Genomic DNA, 21,889 nt, shown 5'->3' with positions numbered 1-21,889 from the left:
CAGAATACTAAAAATTCCGCGGATTTTTAACCGTTTTCTTTCGTTCTTGTGTATAATAAAAAGGATGAATTGAAGGAGGAAAATTATGAGAACATGGCAAACAATTAAAGAATATAGTGAAATTTTATTTGAACAATATGGAAAAATCGCGAAAATCACAATCAATCGCCCAGAGGTTCATAATGCGTTTACCCCAAAAACAGTTTTTGAAATGATGGACGCTTTTACAATTAGTCGTGAACATCAAGATATCGGTGTCATTATTTTAACTGGCGCTGGGGATCAGGCATTTTGTTCTGGTGGTGATCAAAAAGTTCGAGGGAATGGGGGTTACGTTGGTGACGATCAAGTTCCACGTTTAAATGTTCTTGACTTACAACGCTTAATTCGTGTGATTCCCAAGCCAGTAATTGCAATGGTTAAGGGCTGGTCAATTGGTGGAGGAAATGTATTGCAGTTGGTTTGTGATTTAACGATTGCGGCTGATAATGCCAAATTCGGGCAGACGGGTCCTAATGTTGGTAGTTTTGATGGCGGCTATGGCGCAGGTTATTTAGCGCGGGTAGTAGGTCATAAAAAAGCAAAAGAAGTTTGGTTCATGACCAAACAATATACAGCTGAAGAAGCACTAGCAATGAATTGGATTAATACGGTGGTTCCACTAGCTGATGTGGAAGATGTGACAATTGAATGGGCAGAAGAAATGTTGAAAAAAAGTCCATTGGCATTGCGCATGATTAAAGCTGCTATGAATGCTGATACAGATGGCCTTGCTGGCATTCAACAACTTGCTGGTGATGCAACGTTACTTTATTACACTATGGATGAAGCACAAGAAGGGCGCGATGCCTTTAAAGAAAAACGAGAACCAGATTTTGATCAATTCCCTAAATTCCCATAGGCTACATCCAAGGAGTTGGTTGCAGCAACAAGCACAGCTTCATCCAACTAGACCAGCTTTTTATTTTGAAAATAAAAGGTGGTCTTTTGCTGCATTAAACCAATCTGTCCAAAGATACGCGACTTATTTTGCACAAAAATTGCCTGAAAACGAAAAAAGAGTAGCCATTTATAGCCAAAACTCAGAGCAATGCTATTTGACAATTTTGGCTTTGTGGGAGTTAGGTCTTGAAGTCCAGTTCTTAAACACACACCTGACATCGGAGGAGGTTGCATTTCAATTAGCTGATGCTGAAACTAAGTGGCTGATTACAGAACATGCACATATTTCCGTAACTAGTTCTTTACTGGAATTTCCAAGTCCAACACAATTGCCTGTAGTGGATCAACTGGACTATCATGATTCTGGTTATGATGAGGAAAAAATTGCTTCTATTATGTATACATCTGGAACGACAGGGAAACCAAAAGGAGTGCCACAAACATTTGCGAATCATCGCGCCAGCGCTTTAGCAACCAAGATGAACATGAAACTGACAGCTTCTGAGAGCTGGATTTGTTGTTTGCCTCTGTATCATATTAGTGGTTTGGCAATCTTGTTGCGTTCATTAGTGTTGGGTATTAGTGTTCGTTTACATACGAATTTTTCTCCAGAAAGAATCCATGAAGAGCTATTGGAAGGGCAAGAAATCTGTCTTTCTGTTGTGACAAAAACGTTAAAAGACCTTCTACCGCTTGTTCCGGAAAATGGGTATGCTACTGCACCAAAACTATTATTGGGTGGTGGGCCAATTGATCGGGAAACGTTAAGCGAATGTGTAGTCAAAAAACTATTGGTAATCCAGTCTTATGGAATGACAGAAACTTGTTCACAAGTGGTTGCTTTATCACCAGAAAAAGCGTCAGAAAAATTGGGTTCTGCTGGTGTCCCGTTGACCGGAACTAGGTTGAAAATCGAAACGAACCAGGATCAGCAAACTACTGGAGAAATTTTACTAAAAGGGCCGACAATTGCTAGTCACTATTTAAACTATCGCGACGAAGAATCATGGACACAAGATGGCTGGTTCAGAACGGGGGATTTAGGTCATCTGGATGAAGATGGTTTTTTATATGTGGATAGCCGGATGAGCGAATTGATTATCTCTGGTGGCGAAAACATTTATCCTGCAGAAATTGAATCTACGTTGCTCCAGAGTGAGTTGATCCAAGAAGTCGTGGTGGTAGGACGCAGAGACGAACGCTGGGGACAACGACCAGTAGCCTATTTAGTAGTGAGAGAAATGGCTGATTTAACCAGTGATGAATTAGCCAGAGTCTTACAACCGTTAGCAACGTTTAAACATCCTAGTGAAGTCTTTAGTGTGTCGTGTATTCCAAAAACGGCGAGTGGCAAACCATTGAAACGACTATTTCTGACAGAAGAAAGAGTGAATTATATTGAAAATCAACTTAAGTAATTGGAAAGAAAAAGTGTCTTCAACTGAGAAAGCCTACTTTAGTTATAGTTATGAACTTCCGTCTCAAGAATTTGGTCAATTATTTGCTAAAACTAGCGACTACCGTGGTGCGCGTTTTTTTTGGCAAACCCCAGACCGTCACTTAAGCTATATTGGGTTAGGAACAGTGAAGCAGTTTTTCAATGCGGAAACAGAATTTGAAGCGATTGAGCGATTCAAGAAGGAGTTTTTTAAAAGTTTTTGCATGGTGAGTAAACGAAAAGAAGCACCTATCTTATTTGGTGGGTTCCCGTTTGACCGTGAGGGCGCGAAAGAATCATTTTGGGGGAAGTTAGAAAATGGCTACTTTGTATTGCCTGAAATTTTGTTTACTCAAAGAGAGGATTTTTGCGTAGTCACGCTAACTTGTCATCAAGAAAAAGAGACTTGCGACTCGGAGTTTTTTAAAAGACTTGAGAAACGCTTTGAATCATTGGGAAATGAAGTTGCGAACTTACTCGATCACCCTCCTGTCGAATCTTCATGCACAAATGTCGTTAGGAAAGAACGAAACGTTGGCGCGTTTGTTTCCTTGGTTGATGAAAGCGTGGAGGAAATCAAAAAAACAAATGCTAAACTCAGAAAGGTTGTTCTAGCACGTCAAATGGAACTCAAGGGAAAGCCTTTTTCAATCGAAACAATTGTCGAAAATTTATTGCGACAACAACCAAATACTTATGTTTTTGCCTTGGAGGACAAACGGCAAGCTTTCGTCGGAGCAACGCCTGAACGACTTGTTGAAGCAAGCAGAACGATGTTTGCAACAGCGGGCATTGCAGGTTCAATTTCACGAGGGAAAAATCAAACAGAAGACCAGGAAAACAGTTTGAAACTTTTAAAAGACGCTAAAAACTCATATGAACATCAAGTGGTAGTCGAACGAATCAAAAAGCAGCTAAAAGATTTTACGCAAGGTGAATTGCTTGTTTCAGATAAGAGTCTTTTAAAAAACCGAGACATTCAGCATTTATTTGTAACTGTCAAAGGTTCTAGGAAAGGGCAAACTAGTTTGCTAGATGTTGTTCGAGAATTGCATCCAACGCCTGCATTAGGTGGAGAGCCTAAGGCAGAGGCTTTACGTTGGCTGGCGGAAAAAGAAGTCGCCGGACGAGGACTTTATGGCGCACCAATTGGTTGGCTTGACTTAACCGAAGATGTCGGTGAGTTTGCAGTGGGGATTCGTTCAGGTATTTTCAGCGGAAATCAAGGCTTATTATATGCTGGCTGTGGAATTGTTGATGATTCAGATCCAGAAGCAGAACGATTGGAAACAAGGTTGAAATTTCAACCAATGATTAGAGGGGTGAAAGGCAATGACGAGTAAACAAGAAACAACTAGTTATCTGTTAGCTTTTATTCAAGGCTTAAAAGAAGGTGGGTTAACGAAAGTAGTCATTAGTCCTGGTTCACGCTCTACACCTCTAGCACTATTGCTTTTTCGCGATCCTGAAGTTGAATGTTACGTTGACGTTGACGAGCGCTCTGCGGGTTTTTTTGCCTTAGGCTTAGCTAAAGGATCAAAAAAAGAACTAGTTGCCTTGTTATGTACATCTGGGACAGCGGCAGCAAATTATTATCCAGCAATTTGTGAGGCCAAAGAAACCAATCATCCATTGGTTGTTTTAACTGCAGACCGCCCGCCAGAACTACGTGAAGTGGGTGCACCTCAAACGATGAATCAACAGGAGCTTTATCGGACCCATGTGAAAAAATTTGTGGAGTTAGCTGTTCCGGAAGGCTCGGAGTCAATGCAACGTTATAGTTATTGGCAAGGTGTCCAGCTAGGATATACTGCTCAACAAATACCAATGGGGCCTGTTCATGCCAATTTACCTTTTCGTGAGCCATTGCTACCAGATTTAGATTTTCAGTTAGAAAAATCTTTTAAAAGTGAAAAATTGACGAAAACTGAAGAAGCAGTCCAATCAATACCAGAGCTTTCAGATTGGTTGGAAAAAAAAGGATTATTGATTGTTGGAAATGAAGTGAGTGTAACAGAAGCACAATTGTTGATCCAGCTTGCAGAGTATTTGGGCTGGCCGATTATTGGCGATCCGCTAACTAATTTAGCAACCTGTGGTAGTCAAAGTGAGAATTACTTGAAGCATGCCGAGTTGATTTTCTCTAGTAGCAAGGTGGAACAGCCAGAAGTAGTAATTCGTTTTGGTCGGCTACCAGTTACGAAAAATGTCATGCTGTATTTACAAAAACTAACTAGAGAAACGACGACTTTTGTGTTAGTCGATGAGCAAGAACAGTGGCAAGACTTATTACACGTAACCAATTACTTTTTACCTTTCACGATTTCCGTTTTTTGTCAATCAGCCCTAGCTGTGGATTCGATAGAAAAACAAAAGCATTCAAGCTGGCTAAATGGATGGAAGCAAGCTGAAGAAACAGCACAAGTCGTACTTCAAAAAGAAACCCTGACACAGTCTTTCAATGAAAGTAGTGCCAGCTTGAAATTGAGTGAGTTACTTTATGCTGATGAACAACTTTTTTTATCAAACAGTAATGCCATTCGTTTTGTAGACCGTTATGCAATGAGTAGCGTCACTTCTTATCCAGTATTTGGTAATCGTGGAATCAATGGAATTGACGGCATTGTTTCAACGGCAGCCGGTATTTCAGCTGCTACGATGCAACGGACTTATTTATTGATTGGGGACTTGGCACTTTTTCATGATATGAATGGATTGCAAATGATCCGTTCATTGAAGTTACCAGTTACAATTGTATTACTCAATAATAATGGTGGCGGAATCTTTTCTTTTTTACCGCAAAAACAATTGGATAAAACAGATTTTACTCCGTTATTTGAGACACCACTTTCATTGGATTTTGCAAAAGTGGCTGATTTATACGATGGCCAGTATATCAAACCAACTTCCTTAGCTGAATTTGAATTTGCAATCGAGAAAAGTCGGTTTGCTGATCGTTGGACATTGATTGAGATTGCAGGAAATCAAGATGAACCAGTGCAGTTTTGGCAAGAGGTAGTAGCTGAATACCGAGAAAAAATCGGTGAAATAAATGGATAAGATCATTCGTGGCGTAAAATATGCGTATAGCTGGCAACAAAAATACGATCCTTCAAAGGAGACGATTGTTTGCTTGCATGGTTTCACTGGAACGAGGCAAACGTTTCAGTTGCTTCAAGATCCAATATATAATTTCCTGTTCATTGATTTGCTTGGCCATGGTGAATCAAGTATTTTTGTACATCCGTGGCGTTATCAATTGTCCGAAATAGTGAAGGACCTCAATCAGTTGATACAGGAATTAGGAATTAACCAATGGTATGTTTTAGGCTATTCTATGGGGGCAAGAGTCGCATTAGCTTGGGCGATTGAGCATCCAAGTAAACTTCTTGGTGTCATTTTAGAAGCTGGAACTCCTGGAATTGTAGACGAGCAAGAAAGAAAACAGCGAAAAGAGTCTGACCGACGATTAGCGCTCAGGCTATGGCGTGAACCACTCGTTAATTTTGTAGATTTTTGGCAAAATCTTCCGTTATTTTCTAGCCAAAAAAAATTACCGAAAGAAATACAAAAAAAGATTCGAGATGAGCGATTGAGTCAAAATAAATTTGGTTTGGCAATGAGTTTGTGGTTTATGGGGACAGGTGTACAAAAAAATTATTGGTTGGAATTAGAAGAGTTAAAGCAACCAGTTCTATACGTGGTAGGGGAACAAGATCCAAAATTTCTTGCTATTGGGGATACGTTGTGTCAGCAACTTCCACATTCGACATTGGCAGTTATTCCTGATAGTGGTCACTGTGTGCATCTGGAACAGTCACAAGCTTTTGCGAACAAATTGTCTCAATGGTTAGCAAAAAGAAAAACGCACTGTTAGTGAGGAACTTGTGATGAAAATTATGAAAGTTGAGCAGTACCAACTACGTTTACCATTAGTTACCCCTTTTCAAACCAGTTATGGCGTCCTTAACGAAAAAGCGTTAGACCTTTTGATTTTAGAAGATGAGCTAGGCAATCAAGGATACGGAGAGCTAGTTTCTTTTGAACAACCTGATTATATCGAAGAAACGATTGGTGCGGATCGGCAACTTATCGAACAGCAATTAGTGCCACGTCTATTTCAAGCTGATTTGCAAAAGGTAGGGGATGTTTGGTCATTGTTTCAAACTGTCCAAGGAAATTTTATGGCAAAATCAGCATTGGAAACGGCCGTTTGGGATTTGTTTGCGAAACGAGAACAGCGAAGTTTACAAAGTTATTTTGGCAGCCACAAATCAGAAATCCCAGTTGGTGTCAGTATTGGGATTCATGCGACAACAGAGGATTTGATTGCACAAGTATCAAATTATCTTGAACAAGGATATCAGCGAATCAAAGTGAAAATCAAACCGGGATATGACATTGTGCCACTAAGTGCTATTCGTGAAGAGTTCCCAGATGTTCCCCTGATGGCAGACGCAAATTCAGCGTATACATTCGCTGATTTAGAGTTATTTAAACAACTAGATCAATTGAACTTAGCGATGATTGAGCAACCTTTTCATCAACGAGATTTTGTCGACCATGCCAGACTTCAACAACATCTTCAGACAAAGATTTGTTTAGATGAAAATATTCGGACATTGGAGGATGTGAAAACCGCTTATACGCTAGGAAGTTGTCAAGGAATCAATTTGAAGATTCCACGCGTGGGAGGAATCACAGAAGCTCTACGAATCGTTGATTTTTGTCAAACACATCAGTTACTAGTTTGGCTTGGAGGAATGTTCGAGTCTGGAATTGGCCGAGCGTTAAATTTACAGTTTGCTAGCCAAAATATCTTTACTTTTCCTGGTGATATCTCAGCTGCTGATCGTTATTACACTGCAGACGTCATAAAGAAACCGGCAAAAATGGAAAGAGGAAATATTGTCGTTCCTCAAGGAGTTGGTTTAGGCGTTGAGTTAGATTGGCAAGTGATTGAACAAGTTTGTGACCAGAAACAAACCTATCAATAAAATCATTGAAACAATCAGTAAACGAATGTACGAAAACAAAAAATGTTTTCGTACATTTTTTTGTTTCAAGAGAACTTGTTATCGTTAACATTTTTGAAAGCGTTGTCTTTCGTACTTGATTCTTTTATAGTGAAATTATCTTAGAAGTAAAGAAGGAGGAAATACATGAACACAGCAGCAGTTTATCATCGTCCAGAAAGCGAATTTGCTTATTTGTATACGAAAGAAACACTTCGTTTGCGGCTACGAACTGGCAAAGATGATATCGAAAAAGTATTTGTGATAAAGGGTGATCCATACACATTCACGACGGAACAGTGGTACTTAGAAGAAGTGCCGATGAAAAAAGGATTAAGTACCAATGTGCATGATTATTGGGAACTTGAAGTCCATAGTGATACGAGGAGAATCCAATATGGGTTTCATGTGATTGGCAAAGATGAAACGGAATGTTTTTATGGGGATCAAGGCGTGTTTCCTTATCAAAATCGCTTTTTAGCAGAACCAAACATGTACTTTAGAATGCCTTATTTTCAAGAAATTGATCGTTTCAAAGTGCCAGAATGGGTGAAAGAAACTGTTTGGTATCAAATTTTCCCAGAACGTTTTGCTAATGGAGATACGAATAACGATCCAGAAAACACATTACCGTGGGGAAGTAAAGCGCCGGATCGGGATGATTTTTTTGGCGGTGATCTGCAAGGAGTAATTGATCATCTGGATTACTTAGTTGATTTAGGAATCAATGGTATTTATTTCTGTCCAGTTTTTAAAGCAACGTCTAATCATAAATATGACACGATTGACTATTTAGAGATTGATCCTCATTTCGGTGATAAAAAATTATTTAAAACATTAATTGAGCAAGCGCATCAACGAGGGATTCGCGTGATGTTAGATGCTGTTTTCAACCATATGGGCGATGATTCACCACAATGGCAAGACGTAATTAAAAACGGTGAAGAGTCGATTTATAAAGATTGGTTTCATATTCATTCCTTTCCAGTGGACGATTACCGGTTGACAGAGGTGCCAGAAACAGCAGAACATCTTTCGTATGATACGTTTGCATTTACGCCACATATGCCTAAGCTAAATACGGCAAATCCTGAAGTGCAAGCACATCTTTTAAAGATTGCGACTTATTGGATCGAAGAATTCGATATCGATGGTTGGCGATTAGATGTAGCAAATGAAGTCGATCATCACTTCTGGAAGAAATTCTATACAGCAGTCACTGAGGCAAAACCCGATATCTATATTTTGGGTGAAATCTGGCATTCTTCACAAGCTTGGTTACAGGGAGATGAATTTCACGCAGTAATGAATTATGCATTTACAGATTCAATCAAAGATTATTTTGTGAAAAAGAAAATCAGTGTTTCGCAAATGATTAGCGGAATGAATCAACAACAAATGCTTTACCGAGACCAAGTCAATGAAGGAACTTTCAATTTATTGGATTCCCATGACACAGCGCGAATTCTCACGATGTGTGAAGAAAATAAAGAGTTGCTGAAAGCTGTCATGACGTTCATGTTTTTACAAAAAGGTTCACCTTGTATTTACTATGGAACAGAAATTGGTTTAACAGGACATGATGATCCTGATTGTCGGAAATGTATGATTTGGGACGAAGAAAAGCAAGACTTGGAACTTTTTGCCTTTATGAAAGAACTTATTCATTTGCGCAAACGGTTGCATTTGATTTTATCCGAGGGAGAAACTTTGTGGAAAACGTCACCTGAAACACAAGGAATTATTTCGTTTGCTCGACAACTAGATCAACAAAAAGTTCAAGCCATTTTTAATGAATCAGAGAACGTGTATGTCGTAGACCAACCAAGTGAAGTACTTTTTTCACAAGGTGTTCATGTCTTGAAAGATGAAAAAATTGAGATCCAACCACATGGGTTTATTCTTAGCTGCTGATATTTTGTTACCGGTAACAAAGAGAAAGCGGTTGCACTAATATTTTTAATAACAGTATAATGATTTTAGTAAGAAAACAGAAAAATAAACTACAGGGGGAAATAAAAAATGAAAAGTAAAATGATGAAGACATTAGGTTTAGGTTTGCTTTCAGTCGGTGTGATTGGTGGACTTGCTGCTTGTGGTAATGGTGGAAAATCAAACAGTAAAGCAGCAGATGATGAGAAAACACTAACAATTTCTGTTGATTCAGGTTATACCGATTACATGAACGAGATTAAAGGTAAGTTTGAAAAAGAGAATGATGTCAAAATAAAATTAGTTGAAAAAGACATGTTTGACCAATTAGAAGCGTTAGCTCTTGATGGTCCTGCAGGAAAAGGGCCAGATGTGATGATGGCTGCTTATGACCGAATCGGTGCTTTGGGACAACAAGGTCACTTAGCAGAAGTAAAATTAGGAAATGAAGCAGATTACGATGAAACGGATAAAGCACAAGTAACTTATGATGGCAAAATTTACGGAGAACCTGCTGTAATTGAAACACTGGTTTTGTATTATAACAAAGACTTGATCGATGCAGCGCCAACAACATTCAAAGAAGTCGAAGATCTTGCGAAAGACGAACGATTTGCATTTGATTCAGAAGCAGGTAAAAACACTGGCTTCCTAGCAAAATGGACTGACTTTTATTATTCATACGGACTACTTGCAGGTTATGGCGGTTATGTTTTTGGTGAAGATGGAACGGATGCTTCAGATATTGGTTTAAACAATGCTGGTGCAGTTGAAGGAATCACTTATGCAACTGACTGGTTCCAAAATGTTTGGCCAAAAGGAATGCAAGATGTGACTAGTGCTGGCGACTTTGTGACACAACAGTTTACTTCAAACAAAGCAGCAGCGATTATTGATGGACCATGGCAAGCACAATCATATAAAGAAAGTAAAGTTAACTACGGCGTAGCAAAAATTCCAACATTAGATAACGGTGAATCTTACCAACCATTTGGTGGAGGTAAAGGTTGGGTTGTTAGCAACTACGCAAAAAATAAAGATGTGGCTCAAAAGTGGCTTGATTATGTGACTAACCAAGAAAACCAAGAAACATTCTTCGAAATGGTCAATGAAATTCCTGCAAATCAAAGCGCACGTGAAACAGCTAAAGCTAAAAATGATGAATTGACAACTGCGGTAATCGAACAGTATGAAACAGCACAAGCAATGCCAAACATTCCGGAAATGGCTGAAGTTTGGACAGGGGCAGAAAACTTAATGTTTGATGCAGCTTCTGGTGCTAAAACACCAAAAGAATCTGCTAACAGCGCAGTCAAAACAATTACTGAGGCAATTGAGCAAAAATATTAAAGTTCCACAAAGCTAGACATAAAGGAAGAAGGGGAGCGGTGGCTTAGGTCACTTCCCCTTTAACTAGTTAGAATCAAATGATTAGGGGGCGTTTTAGATGAAACAGTCTGGAACGAAAAATGAAGTTCAAGTCAATAAAGTGACACTTTTTTCGCTAATACCTGGCTTCGGTCAGCTAGCAAATGGACAAAAAGCGAAAGGAATTGCTTTTTTCAGTATCTTTCTTATTTTTGTGATTCAAATGATCCTTGGTGGTTTTCAATCATTAGTTGGATTAGTAACACTGGGAAGTATCCCTATAGAAGATCATTCATTGTTTATTTTGATTGAAGGAACATTACAATTAATCATCACGATTATTTTCTTTCTCTTTTATGGTTTAAATCTTTATGATGCACGACGTGTCGCAACTATGAAAAAAAATGGCCAAAAAATCAATGTAACAATGAAAGAAACGTTGCAGACTATTGGGGATGAAGGATTTCCTTACTTACTAACTTTACCAGCCTATCTTTTAATGATTTTTACCATTATTTTTCCAGTGTTGGTTACCTTATTTACAGCATTTACAAACTACGATTTCAACCACATTCCGCCTGCAAGTTTGATTGATTGGGTGGGATTCAAAAACTTCTTTAGTATCTTCTTTTTAAGTTCCTATCGAAATACTTTTTTATCTGTTTTCAGTTGGACAATCATCTGGACTTTGTGTGCAACAACTTTGCAAATTAGCTTAGGCGTGTTGACTGCCGTAGTTGCCCACCAAAAGTTTATTAAATTTAAACGTGTATTTGGTATTATTTTCTTACTACCTTGGGCGGTTCCTGCTTTTATTACAATTATGAGTTTCTCTAACATTTTTAATGACAGTGTTGGAGCGATTAACACACAAGTTATCCCATTTTTGAACAACTTACCTTTGGTTGATATTGGCGCAATTTCTTGGAAAACAGATCCGAATTGGACAAAAGTGGCAATTATTCTTGTTCAAGGTTGGTTAGGTTTCCCATATATCTATGTCATGGTCACTGGAATCTTGCAGTCAATCTCTGAAGATTTGTATGAAGCTGCAAAAATTGACGGGGCGAATGCTTGGAAACGTTTCTCAAATATAACGTTACCTGCAATTTTCTTAGTGGCGGCGCCAACATTTATTACGCAATACACAGGGAACTTCAACAATTTCTCGATGATCTACCTATTTAATAATGGAGGACCAGGTAGTGTCGGTGGTGGCGCAGGCTCAACTGATATTTTGATTTCTTGGATCTATAAACTGACAACAGGAACATCACCACAGTATTCAATGGCTTCGGCAATTACATTGATTATTTCTGCTGTAGTAATTTGTGTTTCCTTGCTTGTCTTTAAGAAAACAAATGCGTTCAACATGGGGGATTAGCAGATGAAAAAAATAAATTCTAGTGCGAGATTTCAACGAAGCGTGTCACACTTTTTTACGTATGCCTTCTTGATATTTCTCTCAATCATTATTTTATATCCACTATTGATTACTGCTAGTACAGCATTTAAGCCAGGGAACATTGCTGCATTTAGCTTAGACTTATCCGGTGAATGGACATTAAATAATTTTTCACGTTTGTTTAATGAAACATTGTATGGCACTTGGTATAAAAATACCTTGATTATTTCTGTATTAACAATGGTGATACAAGTAACGGTTGTAACATTAGCAGGTTACACATATAGTCGTTATCGCTTTATTGGTCGCAAATCAAGTTTGATGTTTTTCTTAGTTATTCAGATGGTGCCAACAATGGCGGCTTTGACTGCCTTTTATGTTATGGCATTCTTGCTTGATGCGCTAGACAAGTATTGGTTCCTAACAATGATTTATATTGGTGGTGGCATCCCGATGAATACTTGGCTGATGAAAGGCTATTTCGATACTGTGCCGATTGACTTGGATGAATCAGCGAAGTTAGATGGCGCAGGTCATTTTCGAATTTTCGCTCAAATTGTTTTGCCATTAGTTAAGCCAATGATTGCCGTTCAAGCATTGTGGGCATTCATGGGACCATTTGGCGATTTCATGCTATCGAAATTTTTATTACGCACACCTGAGAACCAAACCGTAGCAGTTGGGTTGCAAACATTTATCTCTGATGTGACGAATCAAAGAGTATCGTTATTTGCAGCGGGAGCAATCTTAATTGCTTTACCAATTTGTTTGTTATTCTTCTTCTTACAAAAGAACTTTGTTACAGGGCTGACTTCAGGCGGAACCAAAGGATAGGAGGTATCAGAAATGCAAACTTTCCCATTTAATTATTTCGCCAGTCTAGCTGGACCAAAACGTTTGTTTGCTGGACGAAAGGAACTTTCATGGCCAAAATTGTTCTTAATATTAGTCTTTTTAGTCTCTTTTATGACGATCCCAATCACTCTTTATTACGCAAATCAGGTTACAGCAATACCGAGTCAGCAATTTTTAGCGGTCAATCAGATGATGGATCAAGCAGGTGTGGAGCAATTTTCTCACTTACGAGTTGTCAACGGCGAATTAAAGGGGAAAGAAGCCATCATTTTTGAAAATCAAGAGCTGATAGTGGGCGTGGATTTACCAAAGAGTGTTCAACAAAAGGGTACGTTTATTAATTTTGAAAAAACACAGTGGCACATTCAGCAACAAGAAAATGGACAAACTAGAAGCTATACGATGAACTATGGGCCGTCTTTTACACCAGCAATGAGTCAAACACCACAAGAATTTGAACAATTTCTAGAAGAACAATTTTATCTCAGCAATCGTCCAGTGATTATTTTGTCCTATAGTCTAAGTTTGGGGTTTATCTTACTAGTTATGACTATCATGATTTTGTTTGGCGCATCACTCTTTTTATGGATGACAAGAAAGAGTCGCTTTTCTTCTATCCAAACGTTTAAGGAAAGTGCGAATCTAATGCTGAATGTTTTGGGTGTAGGATCGATTCTTGCTGCGGTAGTTGGTTTTGTACATTTTGATCTGATTTTAATGTTAGGTATCCAGTCAACGGTAGCTGTTTTGTTACTATTATGGATTTTCGCGAAAACTGGCTTCAAGGATGAACGGCAAGTAGCCGAGGCTTGAAGGACATCGGTATTTTTGTTATAGTTTAGAAAAGAAAAAGTAAAGGAGAACAAAGATGACTGCTTCCATGAAATTGCGCATTGAACTTTTAATGACATTTAGTTAATAAAAAAGTCCTAAGCACATGTGATTTCAGGGGATGAGTGTATCCTTTTTCCTTCGATAATTTTGATTGAAATCAAAGAGGTGGCTTATGGCTACCTCTTTTTTGTACACTTTTCCCTCATAAAAGGAGCGGAAAAAATGGAAACTTTAGCTGTTAAATTAATAAATATTGAAAAAAATTTTGGCGCCAAAAACATTTTATCTATTGATGAATTAACGATTTATCAAAATGAACGAATTGCAATTATTGGAAAAAACGGAAGTGGAAAATCAACATTACTAAAAATGATTGCTGGTAAAGTTGAGCCTGATCGTGGAAAAGTTCAAAGAGAAATTGAATTTAATTACTATGCCCAAAGCGAAGAGCTAACAAAGGTCCACGTTAGTAACCAACTAGATGGCGAACTGTTAAGTCGATTTGCTGTTCCAACAATGGGAATGGAGACTCTTAGTGGGGGAGAACAAGCGAAATTTCGTTTAGCCAATCAGCTATCAGATTATCAAATGGGCTTATTACTGGACGAGCCAACCACTTATTTGGATAGCCAGAGTATTGAAACATTGATTAAAGAACTAAGTTATTATTACGGTACATTAATTGTAGTCAGTCATGACCGATTCTTCATAAACCAAATCGCGACCAAAATTTGGGAAATTGAAGAGGGACGCGTGAGAGAATTTCACGGAAATTATACAGAGTATGTGAAACAAAAAGAAGCAGAGTGCATCGAAAAAGAGCGTTTAGCAGATCATTTTCAAAAAGAGAAGAAGCGTTTAGAAAATGCTATCAAGAAAAAACAAGCACAGGCAGAAAAACTAACACAATCAACGAAAAAACAGAAACAAAAAAGTCAACGTCCAGATCGGCTAGCTTCATCAAAACAAAAAGATACGGTCCAAAAATCTTTACAAAAAACAGCAAAAGCAATGACCAGTCGTTTAGACCAATTAGTAGAACAAACTGTTGATGTGAAAAATCAAAAAATTATTTTTCCTGTGCCAAAAACACTGGAAATCCATAATAAATTTCCAATCATGGGAGATCGGGTGGCGCTGGAAGTTGCTGGAAAAAAGCTAATAGAAGAAGCTACTTTTCAATTTGGGTTAGGAGAAAAAATTGCAATTACAGGTGCTAACGGTTCTGGAAAATCGACGTTATTGCGTTATATTCTTGACCAAAAACGAGGCATAATTGTCTCTTCAAATGTTATTTTTTCTGTTTATCAGCAAATGGACTATCAATTAACAAGTGAGGAACCCTTATTAGCTTATTTATTGAAACAAACGGAATATCCAGAACCTTTTGTGCGAGCCTTGCTAAATAATTTAGGGTTTAAACAAATAGAAATCACTAGACCTATTCGTGAGTTGAGTGGTGGTGAAGCCACACGTTTGGCGATTGCCTTACTTTTTACCAAACCAGCAAATACGCTAATCTTAGATGAGCCAACGAACTTTATTGATGTAAATACGATGCAAGCTTTAGAAGCATTAATCAAACAATATCCGGGAACTGTTATTTTTACTTCTCATGATACGTTATTTGTTCATGAAGTGGCAGAGGTGGTTTATCAAATTGAAAATCAAAAGTTGATTTTGAAAAAATAAGTTTTATGACTATTTTCTCACAAGAAAGAGTGAAGCTGCGGCCTTATCGGTCGTAGCTTCTTTTTTTGGGTATCTTTTTTAGAAATACACACAAAAGTTTGACAACTTAAGTAATAAGTAATACTATATAGCGGTACTTAGTAATACTTATTACTGAAAGTGGGAAATTTAAGGAGAAGGATATGGAAAATTTAACAGAAATGCTCAAAGGCGTACTTGAGGGTTGCGTCTTGGAAATCATTAGTCAGCAAGAGACGTATGGCTATGAGATAACAAAAAAGCTAAATGCTCTTGGGTTTACTGATGTGGTGGATGGCACAGTGTACACGATTTTGTTACGTCTTGAAAAAAATAAACTGGTGGATACGAAAAAGAAGCCCTCTGATATAGGACCACCAAGAAAATTTTTTACCCTCAATGATGCTGGGCGAGCTGAACTGGCAATTTTTTGGGAAAAGTGGGCATTTTTATCAGAAAAGATGACTCAATTAAAGGAGGAAACAGTAAATGAATAAGTTTTTTTATGATTACTTTAATGTAAAAAAAATCATTACAAGTAAAAAAGAATATAAAGCACAAATGGCACGAGTCGATGCGTTGCCAAATGATTACCAATTTGTTTTCAAAAAAATCCAAAGCCATATGTGGAAATTTGCAACTGGTAGTGGTTATGACATGATGGCAGTGCAATATGATTTGATTGATCTGTTTGAAGAAGGTATAGCTGACGGGAAAAAAGTTCTTGAAGTGACGGGAACAGATGTGGCTTCTTTTTGCGATGAACTGTTGAAAAGTACAAAAACGTATACGGAAGATTGGCGCGAAAATTTGAACCGTGAAATCAACAAAAAGCTGAGATAAGTCTAGCTATTTTTTCCGACAAGTACTTGATTCGGTTCAGAGAATCACATTTAAAATAGGATTGGGACAAAAGTAATCTAAATAAAAAAACGCCTAAAATTCGTTTTGTAAACGTTAATTTTAGGCGTTCTTTGAAGTGAAGAATGTGCGATGAATGACTGGATTTTTAATTTTGCCCCAGACTCGTTCTTTAACTTAATTTTCGATTGCTTCGAGTACCGTTTGACGTCCATCTCGTGGTTGCCACCCCAACTTGATCGCTTTTTGATTACTATGAGTATATTTACGTTTCAACATGGGAACTAATGAACGCAATTCGCCAACAAATTTGGCTGCAAATTTTAAAGCAAAATCAGGGACGATAATTGGTTGATTTCCATAAATTCGACTGATTTGTGCGAAAGAGAGGTCTGTATTTTTTGCTAAAATTCGTTCGCCAATCGTGTCATTATTTTCTAAAGCTAAAAGATGTAAATTAGCTAGATCGTTAACATCTGTCACTTCAAGCGTAATTTTTGGTACTAAACGAGAACGTTTGATACCATCTAAGACACCATTTGATGAGCGGTTACTGGTTAAAGCCTTACCAAAAATAGCGCCTGGTAAAATTGTTGTCAAAGCTAAATCATACTTTTGGGCTAATTCCCAAGCCTTTTTTTCTGCAGCAAGTTTTGATAACCGATAAGCATTGAGTTCTGGATTGTGCTGATCAGACCAATACGTTTCATCAATCACGCCTGTCGTGCTTGCTAAAGGAGTAGCTGCTGCTTGACTGGAAGTCATGATAATCCGTTTGATTCCAGCTTGATGTGCAGCATCAAAAACATGTTGAACACCTTGAACAGCCTCATCAATCAGTTTTGGATCGTTGGAATTTTCATGTCCAAGAGGGCTAGCAACATGGAGAATTGCATCAACACCAACCATCGAATCTTTCCAACCAGAAGCACTTGTTAAATCTGCAGCAAAGTAAGAAACACCTTCAAAAATAACAGGAGCTCGATCCAAATTCCGAACAGTGCCATTAACTTCGTAATTTTTTTCTTGCAATAATTTTATGATATGAGTTGCGACAAATCCATTTGCGCCTGTGACTAATACTTTCATTTTTTACCTCCTAGTGTTACATTTGTTATGGATGCTATTTTAGAAGATAAAAAGTGCTTAATCAAGCAATTGATCGGCATTTGTAACAGAAGGAGGAATCTGTTATGGCAGTGACGAATTATTCAAAAAGTATCAAAGAGGATACCAAAAAATGGCTCACATTAGCTACACTCGAATTATTAAAAACAACACAATTATCAAAACTGACAGTTTCTGAAGTAGCTAAGAGATCAGGTGTGAGTAGAATGGCATTTTATCGGCATTTTACTGATCTAACACAAGTGTTGACCGAATATTATGAACCCAAATTTCAAGCTATTTTTGATAAAACAATCAACAAAGTTAGTCATGAACAGAAAATTGATGATTTGTCTGAATTTTTTCAAGAACTGACACCAGATTTCCAAGCGGCTATTGAAGGAGGTTACAAAGAGATTATCTTTCAACTCTTTAGTCAACAAATGGCCCGCTTTTACGATGAAACGACCACTTGGGAAGATTGGGAAGGAAGTAAACGTTACTACTGGATCAAATTCATGTCAGCTGGCATCTTTGAAGTGTGGTTGAGTTGGATCGAAACGGGACAGAAAGAAAGTATTTCAGCAATGACAGATTTAATTAAGGAATTTCATGAGTAGTTATTTCTTAAAAAACAAAATCTAAAATACCCATCCAATTTTTTGGTCGGGTATTTTTTAGCTAACTAGCTATTTTACAAAAAAATGAATCCGCCTCCAAAAAAACTGTTGCAAAAAATAAAAGTCATGCTATAGTGAAGTTGAACCGGTTCAACTTATTTAAATGGGGGAGATTTACTAATGAGTTTTGTAGACAAGTTATCTGAAAAGTTATTACCAATCGTTTCTAAGATGAACAACCAGCGTCACTTACTTGCAATTCGAGATAGTTTTATCATTACGATGCCACTAGTAATGGCGGCGTCTGTCATGGTCTTGTTAAATGCATTGATTTTTTCTAATGCCTTTGTTCAACAATGGATTGACTTGAGTTTTCTAGCAAACCTGGCTTCCATCGTCAATAATGGTACGATGAGTATTTTAGCAATTGTTGTGTGTTATAACATCGGCTGGAATTTAGCAAATCATTACATTCGATCAGGTGAGATGAATGATCCGGCTTTTAGTGCAGTACATGCAGGTGTGTTAAGCGTTGCTGTTATGTTTATTCTGATGCCGTTGAAAAGCAGTGTTACTTTGGTGGACGGTAGTACAGCTGAAGCAACTGGCGTATTTTTACAAAGTCTGACTTCTTCTTCCGGTCTAGCAACGGCGATGATTGCTTCCATTGTTGGGACAGAGTTATTTATGAAGCTAGCAAAAATCAAGAAGTTAAAAATCAAAATGCCTGATGGTGTTCCACCGGCAGTTGCTACTTCATTCAATTCTTTAGTTCCTGAAACAGCAGTTATTCTTTTATTTGCTATTTTTGTTTTTCTACTGGATAAGTTTACTGGTCTTGATTTTCCAAGTTTGATTGAATTAGCCATTCAAACACCTTTAAAAGCTTTCGTCTTATCTGTTCCTGGTATTTTATTTTTACAATTCTTCTCTGATTTTCTTTGGGTTTTTGGTATGCATGGTTCAAGTATTTTGGCACCAATTCGTCAAGCACCATTATTACAATCGATTCAAGAAAATATGGATGCTTTTTCTGCTGGAAAAGAAATTCCTAATATTATTACCGAACCTTTTACGAATGCATTTGGATTAATTGGTGGAGGAGGCTGTATCTTACCATTAGTGATTGCGATTTTGTGGGTTTCAAAACGACAAGAACAGCGACAAATCGCCAAGTTTGGTTTGACAACTTGCTTGTTCAATATTACTGAACCTGTGATGTTTGGGCTACCAGTCGTAATGAATCCAATTTATATGATTCCCTGTGCGCTTATTCCATCAATCAATTTAGTTATTGCTTATGTTGCAACAAGTGTTGGTTTGATTGAAAAAACAGTTGCTGCAGCACCATGGATTACACCGCCAGTAATCCAATCATTTATTGCAACTGGGGGCGATGTAAAAGCAGCTATTTTGACTGTGTTATTGATTATTTTAGACGTCTTTTTATTTGTACCGTTTGTATTAGCTGCAAATAAAGCACGACAAGAAGGAGCGGGGGAACTTGGCTAAGTATCCATATCAAAATCCAGAACTAACGATTCGCCAACGTGTAGAAGACTTATTGGCACGCTTAAGTCTTAGCGAAAAAGTTGGGCAAGTCAATCAGCATCTCTATGGCTGGGAGTGTTATAAAAAGGAACAAGAAGCTGTTGAATTAACAGAAAAATTTAAGAATCATGTTCAGTGGGGTGGTGGCTTAGGCGCACTTTACGGGTTGTTTCGTGCAGATCCTTGGTCAAAAGTTGATGATAAAAATGGAATTGCTGCAAAGGATAGTTGGAAGGTAGCAAACCAAGTGCAAGAGTACGTGATTAGCCATTCTCGTTGGGGAATTCCCGCTTTAATCGTTGAAGAGTGTCCTCATGGGCATCAAGGACTGGAAAGCATTTCTTATCCTACGAATGTTGGTCGAGGTAGTAGTTTTAACCTAGAACTAGTTGAGCAGACAAGTCGCTTAATGGCGAAAGAACTAGCAGCAAAAGGTGTGCATTTAGCATTAGTTTCAACCTTGGATTTATTAAAAGATCCGCGCTGGGGAAGGTCAGAAGAATGCTTTGGGGAAGATCCGATTCTCAGTGCACGAATGAGCGAAGCAATTGTTCAAGGTTTTCAAGGTTCTCTGATTTCTGATGAAATAGCTTTCTTGGATCAACGAGTGGCAGATATTAATCGGTCTAAAGAACAAATTGGTGTGGTCTTGAAGCATTGCATTGCACAAGGGGAGGCTCTTGGTGGTCATAATTCTGGAACTGTTCCAATTGGCAGACGAGAATTTGCAGATGTTTATACACCATTATTAAAAAGTACACGTAATGCTGTCGGAGTAATGGCTGCATACAATGATATTGATGGTGTCCCTTGTCATGTGAACCATGAATTGTTTGAACAAAACCTGCGAGCAAAAATGGGGTTCCAAGGATTGGTCATGGCAGATGGGATTGCTCTGGATCGTCTGAATGATGTATATGAAAGCCAAACAGAAGCAGCTAGCCATGCATTAACTGCTGGGATTGATTTAAGTTTGTGGGATGAAACTTATACTCGGATTGAAGAAGGCGTGTTGGAAGATGTGATTGACGAAGCCATGCTTGATCGGTCTGTCCGACGCATTCTAGCAATTAAATTTTTATTGGGATTATTTGAAGATCCTTTTATCAAAGACCCGAAAGATCAATGGGAAGAGTTATTGACAGAATCAAGAAAATTAAATCAACAGTTGGCAGAGGAAAGCTTAGTTCTTACTAAAAACAATGGTGTGCTTCCGCTAAATCCAAGCGGGAAAAAAGTTGCTGTTATCGGACCGAATGCAGATAACTTGTATCATTTGTTGGGTGATTATTCAGCTCCACAAACAGAAATCCAATTAGAAAAAACGGTTTATCGGGAAATCAAGCAGCTATTTTCTTCAGCGACTGTTACGTATGCCGAGGGTTGCGAAATTCGAAATGAAGTATCACAAGAAGCAAAAATCGAAGAAGCACTTCAAGTAGCAGGAGAGGCAGATCTAATCATTACTGTTTTAGGTGGCTCAAGTGCGCGAAATTTCGATATGGAATTTTTACAAAATGGCGCGGTCTCATCAAAAGGGGTAAATATGGACTCTGGAGAAAATGTTGATGTTGCCTCGTTATCTTTAGGAGGAAAGCAAGAATTCCTCTTAACTGAACTGTCAAAACTTGAAAAACCACTCGTTTCAGTAGTAATCCAAGGTCGTCCATCTGACTTGTCATTGGTCGAAGCAGTGTCTGATGCTGTTTTGATTGGCTGGTTTCCAGGCCAAGAAGGAGGAAAAGCAATCGCGAAGACATTACTCGGACAATCAAATCCAAGTGGTCGTTTAAGTGTTACTTATCCTAGAAATAGTCAGCAATTACCTGTTTATTATTATCAGAGAGATGCCTCAAAACAAGAGAATTATTATGATTTAAGTGGCAGTCCACTGCATGATTTTGGGGAAGGGTTAAGCTATACCACGTTTGCTTATTCAGCACTTCAATGCAAAACAAATGTTGACAAACTAACGGTATCCGTTAAAGTTAAAAATAAAGGAACGATTGCTGGCAAAGTTAGTTCGCTTGTATTTGTCAAACTCCTTGGAGGATCTGTTATTCAGCGTAAAAAGCTGCTGAAAGCTTTTAGCAAACATGAATTAAAAGCGCAGGAGGAAAAAACGGTGACGTTTGAGTTGTCTCCAGAGGATTTTCAATATGTAGGTGCAGACAATTGCTGGCATTTCGCCAAAAAAGCAAAAATCATGGTTGGTGATCAGGAGGCAGAAATCAATTGTGATTGGTAGGGG

The 21,889-nt window shown here is 38.1% G+C and carries 18 protein-coding genes; 17 read left to right on the top strand and 1 reads right to left on the bottom strand.

What is annotated here, in order from left to right; all coding sequences use genetic code 11:
• Positions 1-85 precede the first annotated feature (85 nt).
• From menB to IGJ66_RS06735, 14 genes are all read left to right on the top strand, one after another.
• Positions 86-901: a 1,4-dihydroxy-2-naphthoyl-CoA synthase gene (gene menB / locus IGJ66_RS06800; protein WP_430616410.1), complete on the top strand. Its 816-nt coding sequence runs from the start codon at positions 86-88 to the stop codon at positions 899-901.
• Positions 846-2,360: an o-succinylbenzoate--CoA ligase gene (gene menE, locus IGJ66_RS06795; protein WP_430616409.1), complete on the top strand. Its 1,515-nt coding sequence runs from the start codon at positions 846-848 to the stop codon at positions 2,358-2,360. Before menB ends, menE begins: the two co-directional genes overlap by 56 nt.
• Positions 2,341-3,723, top strand: a complete 1,383-nt coding sequence (locus IGJ66_RS06790; RefSeq protein ID WP_430616408.1) for an isochorismate synthase — start codon at positions 2,341-2,343, stop codon at positions 3,721-3,723. The genes menE and IGJ66_RS06790 overlap by 20 nt, the downstream gene beginning before the upstream one ends.
• Positions 3,713-5,440 (top strand): 2-succinyl-5-enolpyruvyl-6-hydroxy-3-cyclohexene-1-carboxylic-acid synthase, encoded by a 1,728-nt coding sequence (gene menD, locus IGJ66_RS06785; protein WP_430616407.1) that lies wholly within the window; start codon positions 3,713-3,715, stop codon positions 5,438-5,440. Before IGJ66_RS06790 ends, menD begins: the two co-directional genes overlap by 11 nt.
• Positions 5,433-6,257 (top strand): 2-succinyl-6-hydroxy-2,4-cyclohexadiene-1-carboxylate synthase, encoded by an 825-nt coding sequence (gene menH / locus IGJ66_RS06780; protein ID WP_430616406.1) that lies wholly within the window; start codon positions 5,433-5,435, stop codon positions 6,255-6,257. The genes menD and menH overlap by 8 nt, the downstream gene beginning before the upstream one ends.
• 13 nt (positions 6,258-6,270) lie before the next feature.
• The gene (menC, locus tag IGJ66_RS06775; RefSeq protein ID WP_071868412.1) at positions 6,271-7,377 is read left to right on the top strand and encodes an o-succinylbenzoate synthase; all 1,107 of its coding nucleotides are present in this window, start codon (positions 6,271-6,273) and stop codon (positions 7,375-7,377) included.
• Between the two features lie 165 nt (positions 7,378-7,542).
• Positions 7,543-9,309, top strand: coding sequence for a glycoside hydrolase family 13 protein (locus IGJ66_RS06770; RefSeq protein ID WP_075491129.1), 1,767 nt, complete (start codon positions 7,543-7,545; stop codon positions 9,307-9,309).
• 108 nt (positions 9,310-9,417) lie between these two features.
• A complete protein-coding gene (locus tag IGJ66_RS06765) occupies positions 9,418-10,677 on the top strand; it encodes an extracellular solute-binding protein (protein ID WP_067482157.1) in 1,260 nt (419 codons plus the stop codon).
• 97 nt (positions 10,678-10,774) lie between these two features.
• Positions 10,775-12,079, top strand: a complete 1,305-nt coding sequence (locus tag IGJ66_RS06760; protein ID WP_430616405.1) for a carbohydrate ABC transporter permease — start codon at positions 10,775-10,777, stop codon at positions 12,077-12,079.
• 3 nt (positions 12,080-12,082) lie between these two features.
• Positions 12,083-12,934, top strand: a complete 852-nt coding sequence (locus tag IGJ66_RS06755; protein WP_071868410.1) for a sugar ABC transporter permease — start codon at positions 12,083-12,085, stop codon at positions 12,932-12,934.
• Positions 12,935-12,946: 12 nt separating this feature from the next.
• Positions 12,947-13,768 (top strand): maltodextrose utilization protein MalA, encoded by an 822-nt coding sequence (locus IGJ66_RS06750; protein ID WP_270344925.1) that lies wholly within the window; start codon positions 12,947-12,949, stop codon positions 13,766-13,768.
• Positions 13,769-14,011: 243 nt separating this feature from the next.
• The gene (gene abc-f, locus IGJ66_RS06745) at positions 14,012-15,481 is read left to right on the top strand and encodes a ribosomal protection-like ABC-F family protein (RefSeq protein WP_430616404.1); all 1,470 of its coding nucleotides are present in this window, start codon (positions 14,012-14,014) and stop codon (positions 15,479-15,481) included.
• A 182-nt stretch (positions 15,482-15,663) separates the two neighbouring features.
• Entirely contained in the window at positions 15,664-15,996 is a 333-nt protein-coding gene (locus IGJ66_RS06740; protein WP_095803660.1) for a PadR family transcriptional regulator, read from the top strand.
• Positions 15,989-16,342 (top strand): DUF1048 domain-containing protein, encoded by a 354-nt coding sequence (locus IGJ66_RS06735; RefSeq protein WP_430616403.1) that lies wholly within the window; start codon positions 15,989-15,991, stop codon positions 16,340-16,342. The genes IGJ66_RS06740 and IGJ66_RS06735 overlap by 8 nt, the downstream gene beginning before the upstream one ends.
• 195 nt (positions 16,343-16,537) lie before the next feature.
• Here the strand turns inward: IGJ66_RS06735 and IGJ66_RS06730 are convergent, their stop codons facing one another.
• Positions 16,538-17,449 carry an NAD-dependent epimerase/dehydratase family protein gene (locus IGJ66_RS06730; protein ID WP_368026816.1) on the bottom strand — a complete coding sequence of 304 codons (912 nt, stop codon included), beginning with the start codon at positions 17,447-17,449 and terminating at the stop codon, positions 16,538-16,540.
• Positions 17,450-17,553: 104 nt separating this feature from the next.
• Between IGJ66_RS06730 and IGJ66_RS06725 the strand changes: the two genes are divergently transcribed.
• The 3 genes from IGJ66_RS06725 (at position 17,554) to IGJ66_RS06715 (ending at position 21,886) form a co-directional block, all read left to right on the top strand.
• Positions 17,554-18,087, top strand: coding sequence for a TetR/AcrR family transcriptional regulator (locus IGJ66_RS06725; protein ID WP_067482145.1), 534 nt, complete (start codon positions 17,554-17,556; stop codon positions 18,085-18,087).
• Between the two features lie 180 nt (positions 18,088-18,267).
• Complete coding sequence (locus IGJ66_RS06720) at positions 18,268-19,599, top strand: PTS sugar transporter subunit IIC (protein ID WP_071868405.1); 1,332 nt, start codon at positions 18,268-18,270, stop codon at positions 19,597-19,599.
• Positions 19,592-21,886 (top strand): glycoside hydrolase family 3 N-terminal domain-containing protein, encoded by a 2,295-nt coding sequence (locus IGJ66_RS06715; protein ID WP_430616402.1) that lies wholly within the window; start codon positions 19,592-19,594, stop codon positions 21,884-21,886. Before IGJ66_RS06720 ends, IGJ66_RS06715 begins: the two co-directional genes overlap by 8 nt.
• The last annotated feature ends 3 nt before the right edge of the window (positions 21,887-21,889 follow it).

The sequence above is a fragment of the Enterococcus sp. DIV0176 genome, assembly GCF_050528535.1.
GTDB classification, from domain to species: domain Bacteria; phylum Bacillota; class Bacilli; order Lactobacillales; family Enterococcaceae; genus Enterococcus_B; species Enterococcus_B thailandicus.
Note: the sequence above shows the minus strand (reverse complement) of the source record. Positions and strands in the feature narration are given on the sequence as shown.